This is a genomic window from Leptolyngbya sp. CCY15150, assembly GCF_016888135.1.
GTDB lineage: Bacteria > Cyanobacteriota > Cyanobacteriia > RECH01 > RECH01 > RECH01.
Genome location: NZ_JACSWB010000207.1, coordinates 370,556 through 382,929, shown reverse-complemented (window position 1 = coordinate 382,929; position 12,374 = coordinate 370,556). Strand labels below are relative to the sequence as shown.

Sequence of the window (12,374 nt, the reverse complement as noted above, 5' to 3'; positions counted from 1 at the left end):
ATGCGTCCTAGAATTATTGCCGTGGGTAAGGTGAAGAAAGGCTGGATTCAGCAAGGTATCCAGGAGTATTGGAAGCGGTTGCCGGAGTTGAGCATTACGGAAATTAAGGACTCGACGCCGGCGAAGGAGGCCCAAAAGGTGCGATCGCTCCTCCAGTCTCAAGACAGGGTGATTGTGCTATCGGAATGGGGCAAGGGCTACACCTCGTTAGAATTTGCTGACTTCATTCGCCAAGCCGGAGCCACGCCCCTCGCCTTTATCATCGGCGGGCCGGACGGCGTTGGAGAAGAGATGCGAGCCCAGGCCGATCACCTAATCAGCCTATCGCCCATGACCTTTACCCATGAGATGGCGCGGTTATTTTTGGTCGAACAACTCTACCGAGCTAAAGCTATTCTCAATAACACCGGCTACCATAAGTAATTCTTTGCCTAGAGACGCGACGATCGCGACACATAACCATGCGCATTCCATTCTTCACCTTGATTACCCCTCTGTCTGTCGTAGCAACCTTGGCCCTGGCTGCCCCCGTCCAGGCGGCCCCTTCTAAGCTAGAGCGATCGCCCCTTGGGCTGGATGGGCCAACGGTTGGGCAAATGCTTGAGCCCGTCGTTAAAGCTAGTCGAGGACGTCTAGCCCCGCTATCTATCCCGATCTCTGAAGAGATGAACTCAGGGAGAGCGATCGCCCTAGAGGCTGACTTGCGGAAGCAGGGGGAGAGCAACACAGCCGTGCTGCTCGATCAGCAGGGATCCCTGGATGACAATGACGAGCCTTCCCCGGTGGATGGGGGTGTGTATGATGTCTATTCCTTTGTGGGCCGAGCTGGGCAGTCTATCAATCTCAGTCTCACCAGCCCAGACTTTGATACCTACCTGGTCTTGATTGGCCCCGACGGCACCCTGATCGCCGAAAACGACGATATTAATTCGTCTAACTTCAATTCCGCTATCAATACCTCCTTGCCTAGCAATGGAGACTATATCGTGGTGGTGACATCTTTTGCCCCTGGAGAGCGCGGTGTCTATCAGGTGCGGATGACCACCGTTCTGGGGACTGGCGATCTACAAGCCACCTTGCGCTGGGATAGCACCCATGATCTGGATCTGGCGGTGATGGATCCGGATGGAAACATTGTGGCGTTTGATAACACACCGGTCTCCAGCGGTGGGCAACTGGATGTAGACGCTAATGCTCTCTGTGAGGGGGTTACGAGTGCGCCGGTGGAAAATATTTTTTGGCCGGCTGGGCAGGCTCCGGCTGGAGAATATGTGGTTGCAGTGAGTCTATACACCCGATGCAATGAGACCGTGGGGACGATTCCCTTTACCCTAACTCTCACGGTGCAGGGCAGTACGGAGACGCTCACCGGCGTAGTAGATGAGACGAATGATCTGGTGACCTTTACAACCGCAATTTACTAAGCCTAGAGGATCGGGGGGGGCTGGGGGTGTGGTTGTGGGCGATCGCACCCAGGAGATTCCCCATCAGCCACCCCGGATCCCGGTGCGAGGGTTGATATACTAAAAGCTCTAAACGTTTTGATTAAGCACCGTCTGGGTAGACTATGCAGCCAACTGATCCCAATAAGTTCACCGAAGAAGCGTGGCAAGCCATTGTCAGTTCTCAAGATGTGGTGCGTCGTTTTCGCGGGCAATATCTTGAAATTGAACATGTGCTGATTGCCTTGCTTGAACAGGAGGGACTAGCAGGCAAGCTGTTAGCCCAAGCCAGCATTGAGGTTGAAGGTCTCAAGCAGGTTCTCGAAGCCTTTATTCAGCGGCAAGGCCGTGCCTCGGATACCAGTCAACTGTACCTTGGGCAAAGCACCGACCAAGCTCTAGACCAAGCTGAACTGTCTCGCAAAACCTGGAAAGATGACTACATCGCCGTGGAGCATCTGCTGCTAGGCATTGCTGAGTATGAGCGGGTCAATCGGCGAATTTCGCGCATGGCGCTCGATTCTCGACAGCTTGAGGCGGCTATTAAGGCCACCCGAGGCAGCCAGCGCGTGGAGGATCGACGGCCGGAGTCTCGCTACAATGCCCTCGAACGCTTTGGTCGAGATCTGACGGAGCAGGCCAAGGCCGGCAAGCTGGATCCGGTGATTGGGCGGGATGAAGAAATTCGTCGGGTGGTGCAGGTGCTGTCGCGCCGCACTAAGAATAATCCGGTGTTGATTGGGGAGCCGGGGGTGGGCAAAACAGCGATCGCTGAAGGTCTGGCGCAACGGATTATTAACGGTGATGTGCCCGAATCCCTGAAAAATCGTCAGCTCATTACCCTCGACATGGGCTCGTTGATTGCGGGGGCCAAGTATCGTGGCGAGTTTGAAGAACGGCTGCGATCGGTGCTGCGGGAGGTGACCGGGTCGGATGGACAGGTGATTTTGTTTATCGATGAACTACACACCGTTGTGGGCGCTGGCGGCAGTCAGGGCACCACGGATGCCAGTAATCTGCTCAAACCCATGCTGGCTCGGGGTGAGCTGCGCTGTATTGGCGCGACGACGATTGATGAATATCGTAAGCATATTGAAAAAGACGCGGCCCTAGAGCGGCGCTTTCAGCAGGTGATGGTGGGGCAGCCCAGTGTGGAAAATACCATCTCCATTCTGCGGGGGCTGAAGGAGCGCTATGAAGTCCACCACGGCGTTAAGATTTCCGACTCGGCCCTAGTGGCGGCGGCGACGTTGTCTGATCGCTACATCAGCGATCGCTTCCTGCCAGACAAGGCCATCGATTTGGTGGATGAAGCCGCGGCCAAGCTGAAGATGGAAATCACCTCCAAGCCCGTGGAGCTAGAAACCATTGAGCGCCGCTTGATGCAGCTTGAGATGGAAAAGCTGTCTTTGGAGGGGGAGGGCGATCGCCTCGGGGTTGCCTCGCGGGACTATAAATCATCCCAAGATCGGCTCGAACGCATTGACAGCGAAATCTCAGACCTGACGGTGCAAAAAGATGGTCTGAGTTCTCAGTGGGAATCCGAGAAACTTATCCTCACGGAAATTAACCACCTCAAGGAAGAAGAAGAGCACCTGCGCCTGCAAATTGAGCAGGCAGAACGAGCCTACGACTTGAATACCGCCGCTCAGCTGAAGTACGGTCGGCTGGAAACCGTGCAGCATGATCTGGAAGCCAAGGAAGCCGTCCTGATTGACATCCAGTCTCGGGGAGAAACCATGCTGCGTGAGCAGGTCACCGAGGCCGATATTGCCGAAATTGTGGCCAAGTGGACGGGCATTCCGGTCAATCGTTTGCTGGAGTCGGAGCGGCAAAAGCTGCTGCAGCTCGAATCGGTGCTTCATGAACGGGTGATTGGTCAAGACGAGGCGGTGGCGGCGGTGGCGGCGGCCATTCGTCGGGCCCGGGCGGGCATGAAAGATCCGGGGCGACCGATTGGCTCGTTCCTGTTCATGGGCCCCACGGGGGTGGGTAAAACCGAACTAGCGCGCACCTTGGCTGAGTCGCTGTTTGACACGGGCGAGGCCCTCGTGCGGCTGGATATGTCGGAATATATGGAGAAGCACTCGGTGTCTCGCTTGGTGGGAGCGCCTCCGGGCTATGTGGGCTATGAGGAAGGTGGGCAATTGACGGAGGCCATTCGCCGCCATCCCTACTCGGTGCTGCTGCTGGATGAGGTGGAAAAGGCCCATCCCGATGTGTTCAACATCTTGCTGCAGGTGCTGGATGATGGGCAGGTGACCGATTCCCAGGGGCGATCGGTGGATTTCTGCAACACTGTGATTGTCATGACCAGCAACATTGGTTCCCAATACATTCTGGATGTATCTGGGGATGATGATAAGTATGACGAGATGCGATCGCGTGTTTTGCAGGCGTTGCGATCGCACTTCCGTCCTGAATTTCTCAACCGAGTGGATGACATTATCCTGTTCCATCCGTTGACATTGAAGGAACTGCGGAAAATTGTCAGCATCCAGATGCGCCGCATTCATCGCCTCTTGGCCGATCAAAAGCTCAGCATCGAACTCACGAACGCAGCGGAGCAATATATTGCCGATGTGGGCTACGATCCGGTCTACGGGGCGCGACCGCTGAAACGGGCCCTGCAGAAGGAGTTGGAAAACCCCTTGGCCACCCAAATTCTAGACCTAACCTTTACCGAGGGCGATACGATTTTGGTAGACGCTGGCAGCCAGGGCTTAACCTTCTGTAAAAAAGACGTCGTTGTGGCAGAACCGGTTGCTGTAGAGTGATGCGGCCGCGGGTAGGGAAATCCGCATCCGGCCCGGTAGGGCTATCCCGCTATGGTGGATCTAACCGTGAAGGGGAGCGATCGCCCACTATTAAAGAGTTGCTGCACGCCAGTTGAACCTAATTGAACATCTGAACGAGTTGAATGGTTGTTGACCCATGGGTTAAACCAACGGTTGTCACCATGGTTTGAACCGTCACTCTATGGCTTAGATGCTGTCCTGGCTGTTTCCAATGCGCGGACTATCCAGGCCCACCCTCCCTATTCTTTTACCGTACTTTGACGAAACCATGACCACCATCCTGGAACAGGGAAACATCAGTATCCATACTGAGAATATTTTCCCAATTATCAAAAAATGGCTGTATTCCGACCACGAAATCTTTCTGCGTGAACTTATTTCCAACGCGGTAGATGCCATCAGCAAGCTCAGCATGGTCTCCCGTCGTGGCGAATATTCGGGGGACATTAGCGAACCCAAAATTCAGATTTCTATTGATAAAGACAACAACACCCTATCGGTCACCGATACCGGCATCGGCATGACCGCCGATGAGGTGAAAAAGTACATTAACCAAGTTGCCTTCTCCAGCGCCGAGGAGTTTGTCCAGAAGTACAAAGATGCCAACGATCAGCAAATTATCGGTCACTTTGGTCTAGGCTTTTACTCCTCCTTCATGGTGGCCTCGAAGGTAGAAATTGATACCCTGTCCTACCAAGACGGTGCCCAAGCGGTGCATTGGTCCTGTGATGGCAGCACCCAGTTTGAACTGAGCGAATCCACCAGAACCGATCGCGGCACCACCATCACCCTGCACTTGCTGGAAGAGGAGAAGGAGTACCTAGAGGATTACCGCATTAAGCAGTTGGTGAAAACCTACTGTGACTTTATGCCGGTGCCCATTCTCTTGGGCGACGAGCAAATCAACAAGCAAAAAGCACCCTGGAAAGAATCGCCGAGCAACCTTACGGATGAGGACTACCTAGAGTTCTACCGCTATCTCTATCCCTTCCAAGACGAGCCATTGCTTTGGGTGCATTTGAATACCGACTATCCCTTTGTGGTCAACGGGATTCTCTACTTCCCCAAGCTCAAGCCCGATGTAGACATCACCAAGAGCCAGATCAAGCTGTTCTGCAACCAAGTGTTTGTCAGCGACAACTGCGAAGAGGTGATTCCCCGCTTCCTGCTGCCCCTGCGCGGCGTGATTGACAGCGTGGATATTCCCCTCAACGTTTCCCGCAGCTTCCTGCAAAACGATCGCACCGTGCGGCGCATTGCCGACTATATCGCCAAAAAAGTGGGCGATCGCCTCAAGGAACTCTATCGCGATGACCTGCTGGAATATGTGCGCTGTTGGCAAGACCTAGGCACCTTCGTCAAGTTTGGCTCGTTGAACGACGACAAGTTCAAGAAGCAAGTTGAAGATATCCTCATCTACCGCACCACGGCGGATCTCAGCCCTGACCCAGCGTCAGAATCCGTCGCGGTTGAGGTGCAAACGGCTGACGGTGATGTGTGGGAAACCCCTGCCAATGATAATGCTCCAGTGGTTGCTAAGGATGGGGCAGGACAGTTCTACACCACCCTCAAGGATTACCTAGAGCGCAACCAAGCGAAGCATGAGAATCGAGTGTTTTACTGCACCGATCCGGCAGCCCAGGCTACCTATGTAGAACTGCACAAGAGCCAAGGGCTAGAGGTGCTGTTCTTCGACTCCTTCATTGATACTCACTTTGTCGGCTTCCTAGAACGGGAATATTCTGACCTGAGCTTCTCTCGGGTTGATGCGGAACTGGATGACTCCTTGCTGAACAAGGACAAAGAAGCGGAAATCGTCGATCCCAGCACCAACAAAACCCGCAGTGAAGTGGTGAAGGAGCTATTTGAGCAGGCCTTGCAGAAGCCCAAGGTGACCATTCGTACCGAAGCGCTCAAGTCTGATGATGCCAAAACGCCGCCGGCTATGGTTCTGCTGCCGGAAGCTATGCGTCGGATGCGGGATATGACGGCCATGTTTGAACAGAAAACGGCGGAATTCCCCGATGAGCACATTCTGTTGGTGAACACCGCCCATCCGCTGATCGACAACCTCCTGAAGCTGCAGCAAGGAGCGATTGTCACCAGCGAGGGCGATTCTCCCTCGGCGCAGTTGGCTACCATGCTCTGCCACCATGTGTATGACCTAGCGCTGATGGCTCAGAAAGGTTTTGATGCTGACGGTATGAAAGACTTCGTGGCGCGATCAAACCAAGTGCTGACGCAACTCACTAAATAGAAACTCACGAGTCGATGATCATCCGGCGGGCCCTGCCCGCCTTTTTTGTGGGTATATCCCAGACGATGACTCCAACGTGAACGCTTGAGCTTGGCGCGACTTCAGCACGATTTGACCGAGGGCGATCGCTCCCCATAATGTAACAAAGCAGACATATTGAGTGAACTGCTTACTTCAGCCTTCTTGAAGAACCATGAGGTTCTTCTAAGGATTCGTTACGTTTCTTTGGGATAAAAGCGATCGCTGATAATCTCAAAACACAATCGATAACATTCCTGATTAACCAGGGTTTATAACGTATGAAATCTTCAAATCACCTAGGCCAGTCCCTCTCATTAGCAGGTCTTTTGCTGGTGGTCAGCATTGGCATTATCGGGTTGATGACGCTGCAAAGTGGTGGTCTCCAATAGAGAGACCGCTTGGGTGATGGCGGTGGAACGCTTGTCCCTGACCTATCGTTGTCTTGAGACTGGGTGTGGTCGCTGACCGGTTGAGCCCAACACAATCAGGATGAATCGATCTAAACTTGCTCTAGCTGTTGTCTATTTATTATGTGCTTAGATGCCCTCAGACTGGTTTGCACCATCTGGGGGTTATTTTTGTGCCATGGACGGGGCTAGATCCGCTGCAACAGGCTGAGTCCATGGGTATCTGTACCGCCGGTTTTCAGCAAGCCATATTGGTTGGCTAGGTCTTGAACCAGCTGAGTTTGGCGAGGGCTGGGCGTCCAAGGGCTAGGGTTATTGTAGGCGTAGAACACCTCAACGCCGTCAATGCCCAAGGTGGCGGCGGTGTCGATCAAGTCTTGGGGCGATCGCCGATAGCGATCTGGATGGGCCAAGACGGCAAGCCCGCCCGCTTGATGCACGGCGTTAATCACCTGGGTGGCTTCGTAGTCCAGTCCTCTAGGGGTTCTCTGTTGCAGGTAGGGCTTCAGGGCGGTGTGGCTGGGATCAAAGCCGTAGCAGAGAATATGGACTTCGTTGTCCAAAAGACCGGCACTAATTTCCATTCCTGTCCACAGTCGGGGCTGGGAATCGGCGGGCGCAACCTGGGCCAAATAGGCTTGAGCTTGGTCGTATCCACGAACGGAATGGTGATCGGTGATGGCTAGACCTTTTAAGCCCAAGGCGATCGCTTGATCGATTACCTGCCTGGGACTCAGCCGTCCATCGGAGCAGGTGGTGTGCAGGTGAAAGTTGTAGCTTCGGGGGCAACTGGTGGCCGTGAAATGCTCAAAGACCTGCCTTAACGCATCGATATCTTGGGCTGCCCGATGATCGGTGGATTCGTACACAACGTTAACAGCCATGGTTTATGCCTTAAGAGGGATGATGTATTGCAGCATGGGTAAACTCGTTTCTACTATAACGAACTGAACCCATGACTTGTCACACGTTGTAGTACATCCAGGTAGTCTAACCTGGCAATCTATAGGAACTGGCATCAGGAACGCTGCTAGGCCCGGTTCATGGCCAGCCAGGTGGGTTGGAGACGAGACCACAGCGATCGCTCCCTGCGATGCTGCTGCCAGGCTTGGGCGATCGCGCCTAGGGCCGTTGAGGGCGATAGGGCCAGGTGGTGGAAACGATGGTGATGCTGGAGGGCGATCGCTAGGGCGGCCACATCGGTATGGTTGCCTACGCCATGGACGCCAATGATTTGTCCATCAGGCTTGAGGATCACTTTCACGAGGCTGGTGGTTTGCCCGAGGGCGCGATCGGCGTCGCTAGGGAAGGGATTGATGCCCACCCAAAGATCGTCCCCGTACCGCTGCCGGGCCTGGGGTTCGGTCAGGCCAATGCGGGTGATGGTAGGACTAGTCTGGATCGTGATGGGGATGTGGTGGTAGGGTACGGTGCGCTGGCCGGGGTGACAAAGGTTGTACAGCAGCAGGTCGGCCTCGGCTTCGGTGATGGAGGGTAAGGCATAGCCGCCCAGCCCGTCCCCGAGGGCATAAATCTGGGGATGGGTGGTGCGCAGGTGGGCGTCGGTAATGATGCTATTCTGCGTCCACTGCACGCCGACGGCCTCTAGGTTGAGCGATCGCACTTGGGGTTGCTGGGTATCGACCAGGAGGCGATCGCCTTTGTAGATCTGACCGTTGACCTGCAGGCGACAAGCCTGGGCATGGCCGTCAACCTGTTCTGGATGACCTAAGACAATCTCGATTCCTTCAGCTTCTAGCTGGGCGGCTATTAAGGCTGCGATCTGAGGATCTTCGGCGGGCAGGAGGCGCGGGGCGGTGATCAGGGTGACGGATTGCCCTAGACCGTTCAGCGCTTGGGCCAGCTCCACGGTTTGGGGACGATGGCCGACGATCAGCCAATGGATGGGAGTAGACGGTAGCGGTTGGTGCCAGAGCGATCGCACCGTTGTGTAGGGTACGGCGTCGATACCGGGGATCTGGGGAACTGCATCTTCCATGCCGGTGGCAAGACCATAGGCCCGCGATCGCAGAATTCGTCCCCCTGCCACCACCGCCACGGGTCGCCGCCGAAACTCTGCTGGCCCCGCTACCACATCCACCCCCAGTTCTGCCAAGCTGGCTAGGCTGCTGGAGGGGAGCTGCTGTCCCCAGGTTTGTAAATCACGGAGCGCGGGACGAGGAGCGATCGCCCATCCCTGTTGCGCCTGCTGCTGGGCCAAGCGAGCTGCCTGCACCAAGGCAGCATGGCTACCTTGAGCCGTTTGCTGTAGACGATCCACCTCGGGCCAGCCGTCTACCAGGGCAACTCGTAGGCCCCGTTGCACGGCCCGTTGCGCCATGCTGCGTCCGGCTGCACTACCCCCCAAAATCACCAGATCGTAGTCTATGGTCATATATCCCTTCCAGCGCCTCACTTATCTTAGACGTCTCTTAGGCGTCTGAGCGGCTAGGAGGCTGTACCCATCGCTGTAATGCGCTGAAGCTGATCTCTGCTCCCAAGGACAGAATCGCCACCGGCACGGCTCCCACCAAAAGCACCGAATTATCGTAGAGGGCGAAGCCTAGGACGACGAAACTGCCGAGACCACCAGCTCCAATGAAGGCCGCTAGGGTAGCGCTGGCGATCGCTTCCACCGTCGCGGTTTTGATGCCCGCAATCACCACCGGCAGAGCTAAGGGAATTTCAATGCGGCGCAGCACTTGGGGAGCTGGCATACCCATGCCTCGGGCTGCTTCGCGAATGGCGGGATCAATGGTGCGAAAGGCGGCATCGGTGCTAATCAAAATCGGCGGGATCACCAGAATCGTCAGGGCGAGCATGGCAGACTGCGTACTCAGCCCTAGGTAGGGAATAGCCAGGAAAAGAATAGCCAAGCTAGGAATCACCCGTAGAGCATTGAACCCATTGATAAACACGACCGACGCCCAGGGCGATCGCGCTGTCCAAAACCCAAGGGGCAATCCCAACCCCATGCCAATGATCAGGGGCACCAAGACCAGCAGCATATGCTCCTGCAGGGCTGACAGCAAGCGATCGGAGTTCATGACGGCATACTGAAAGGCATCTGTTAAAAGAGTCACACTAACCAACCCGTTTCATCTTGATCTTGGCGGCGACGCTGGGCCTCAAAGGAATTGTGGGCGCGAGCTTTCATTTGGCGATCGCACCAAGCTGCGAGGGCATCTTCAATAGCCACATCACGATCTGGAGTGAGTCGATCGACGGCGGCTAATAGATGAGTATCAATGTATACAGAAACTTGCTGCTTGGTCATAGGCTTTTGTAACAAACCGTTTATCACTATTTGTAACGTCCTGAGTATCAACCCTGATGGCTCTCACGAAATACTGAGACTTAACGGCGATCGCATCCAGGGAATTTCTCAGATCCATGTTACAAATTATCCAAAGTGTTGAGAAATACATCGAACTGATGCTCAACGGAAGCGACTAGGGCAATCTTGAATATAGGACAGTCAAACATGAGTTCTCAACCACGGTATCGTTCCCAATGGTGCAGTGGTTCAGCAGGATCGTTGACCCATCTCGCCCCTTGATGTCCAACCGCCTGGTTCTCGTTCCGTTTGATGTTGTCTGTGATTGGGATAACTGCATCACCTGTCTACAGATCCACTCATCTACCCTGCATGACTGAGCATCTAAGGCGCTGTCGTTTTCTAGGCTCGTCATGGTTTAGATTCCTGGCAACCACCTGATTGGGTAGGCAACAGCGCTAAGAGTCTACCATCTAATATCCTCAGGAGTTGGGTCAGGTCGTGATCACGCTGGCATGTATGCCAATCGAGAGGGGTGCTTACTTCAGTACGTTAGCAGCATAATGGGCGCGATCGCCCTGATGGTTGTTGAACTGCCTTGATGTTGATTCATTTATCCCTGTACTCTCATTTCCCAATATTTGCCATGTACGCCATCAATCAAACCCTGGAAAAGAGCATTATCGAAGCTGATGGACGCTATCTTGATACGGCTGAGCTGGCCCCGTTAGAAGCGTATCTGCAAAGCTATGCCAATCGGGTGAATGCCTACGAGCATCTGCGGGAACATAGCGCCAAGATGGTGCTGCAAGCCCTACAGAAAATGGCGCAGTCTAACCCAGAGATCATTAAGACCCATGGCAAGCGCTGTCAGTATGATATGAGCGAAGTTCTTCGCTACACGGCTTTGGCTATCCTGCGTGATGATGAGGTGTTTTTCAACGAGCAAATGATGTCGTGGCTAGATACGATTATTTTGGCCTATCGACGCACCCACCATTGCTCCACGGCCTATCGTTACTTGCAAGATATCGTGAACCATACCCTGCCACCGGCAGAGAGTGATTTGATCCGTCCCTATTTGGATAGCGTGATTTCTACGCTCCAATCCCACGCGTAACAACCCAGGGCTGGGGGTGTCGCTCCCAGCCCTAGCCATTCGCAATCGTGAACGATTCCCCCGTCGTAAGCCGAAGGTTTTGATTGCTCCAGGTTGAAGGTTTGTCCGGGGCGATCGCTGCCCAAACAACCAGTAGATATCACTGACCCAACCAGTTGATCTGATGCACAACGAGGGATCTGCCTTGATTCAGATCTATGGGGTCAGCATTCAATCGCGATGCATCGCCTGTTTCAGAAATTTTGGAGACTTGAGTGATGAATGAATTTCAGCCGATTACGGTCAGCCGTCGGTCTTCGCGGGAAGAGCGGGAAATTGCGTTGATGCAGATTTACCGCCAAGTTCTAGAACGGGTTCCCTACAGCTATGAACGCAAGGCCATGGCGAAAGCCGAGCGTGATTTTCTCTCCGACAAAATTGGCGTGCGCCGCTTTTTGAAGGAACTAGGCCATTCCCGTGTGTACCTTGATTCCTTCTACTACAGTTCGGCCAACCTGAAGTTTTTGGAACTCTGTTTCAAGCATTTCATGGGACGGGCACCACTCAATCGCGATGAAATTCGCGACTATTGCGACATTCTGATGAAGCAAGGTGTTCATCATGTGATTACCGCCATCTTGGACTCCGAAGAATACCGCAAGGTGTTTGGTTGCTTTACGGTTCCCTATGCGCGGCAGACCAAATACTACGAGTCGCCCAAGGCCTATCTGGAGTCTGACATTCTCAACCATGAGCACGTTGCCCAGCGGGGTCGGGCCGTACCCACCCTCTACTGGCATCAGTTGGGTCTCAACTGTGAGGGCGGCGTTTGTATAACGATTGAAGGTGAAAATCCAGCTCTCCAGAACTACCATCCTGAGATGAAGGAAGCGGAAGCTCCTCAAGGAACGAGAATTCAGCAAGAGCTGCTGGAGTTGCTCCATGGTCTGGATGCCGTTGAGGCCCAGCGCTTAGTGGCATCCCTGCATCGCAAACAGGATCGCGCTTAGGTCATTAGACGGCAATCCGTCACCATGAGTCGGGGTAGATTAGACAAAAGCTGCCCCGATTTT

Annotated in this window: 10 protein-coding genes; 6 read left to right on the top strand and 4 right to left on the bottom strand. The window is 54.3% G+C overall.

Features of this window, described 5'->3' with window-relative positions:
• From JUJ53_RS15625 to htpG, 4 genes are all read left to right on the top strand, one after another.
• Positions 1–423 (top strand): 23S rRNA (pseudouridine(1915)-N(3))-methyltransferase RlmH, encoded by a 423-nt coding sequence (locus JUJ53_RS15625; RefSeq protein WP_204152937.1) that lies wholly within the window; start codon positions 1–3, stop codon positions 421–423.
• Between the two features lie 38 nt (positions 424–461).
• The gene (locus JUJ53_RS15620; protein WP_204152936.1) at positions 462–1,424 is read left to right on the top strand and encodes a PPC domain-containing protein; all 963 of its coding nucleotides are present in this window, start codon (positions 462–464) and stop codon (positions 1,422–1,424) included.
• Between the two features lie 143 nt (positions 1,425–1,567).
• On the top strand, positions 1,568–4,219 hold the full coding sequence (gene clpB / locus JUJ53_RS15615; RefSeq protein ID WP_204152935.1) for an ATP-dependent chaperone ClpB: 2,652 nt from the start codon (positions 1,568–1,570) through the stop codon (positions 4,217–4,219).
• A 289-nt stretch (positions 4,220–4,508) separates the two neighbouring features.
• A complete protein-coding gene (htpG, locus tag JUJ53_RS15610) occupies positions 4,509–6,497 on the top strand; it encodes a molecular chaperone HtpG (RefSeq protein WP_204152934.1) in 1,989 nt (662 codons plus the stop codon).
• Between the two features lie 616 nt (positions 6,498–7,113).
• Here the strand turns inward: htpG and JUJ53_RS15605 are convergent.
• The 4 genes from JUJ53_RS15605 to JUJ53_RS15590 form a co-directional block, all read right to left on the bottom strand.
• A complete protein-coding gene (locus JUJ53_RS15605) occupies positions 7,114–7,809 on the bottom strand; it encodes a PHP domain-containing protein (protein WP_204152933.1) in 696 nt (231 codons plus the stop codon).
• Between the two features lie 146 nt (positions 7,810–7,955).
• A complete protein-coding gene (locus tag JUJ53_RS15600; protein ID WP_204152932.1) occupies positions 7,956–9,320 on the bottom strand; it encodes an FAD-dependent oxidoreductase in 1,365 nt (454 codons plus the stop codon).
• Between the two features lie 37 nt (positions 9,321–9,357).
• A complete protein-coding gene (locus JUJ53_RS15595; protein ID WP_204152931.1) occupies positions 9,358–10,008 on the bottom strand; it encodes an ABC transporter permease in 651 nt (216 codons plus the stop codon).
• Positions 10,005–10,202, bottom strand: a complete 198-nt coding sequence (locus JUJ53_RS15590) for a hypothetical protein (RefSeq protein ID WP_204152930.1) — start codon at positions 10,200–10,202, stop codon at positions 10,005–10,007. The genes JUJ53_RS15595 and JUJ53_RS15590 overlap by 4 nt, the downstream gene beginning before the upstream one ends.
• Positions 10,203–10,848: 646 nt before the next feature.
• Between JUJ53_RS15590 and JUJ53_RS15585 the strand changes: the two genes are divergently transcribed.
• Positions 10,849–11,322, top strand: coding sequence for a phycobilisome protein (locus JUJ53_RS15585; protein ID WP_204152929.1), 474 nt, complete (start codon positions 10,849–10,851; stop codon positions 11,320–11,322).
• Between the two features lie 257 nt (positions 11,323–11,579).
• On the top strand, positions 11,580–12,311 hold the full coding sequence (locus tag JUJ53_RS15580; RefSeq protein WP_204152928.1) for a phycobilisome rod-core linker polypeptide: 732 nt from the start codon (positions 11,580–11,582) through the stop codon (positions 12,309–12,311).
• Positions 12,312–12,374: the final 63 nt, after the last annotated feature.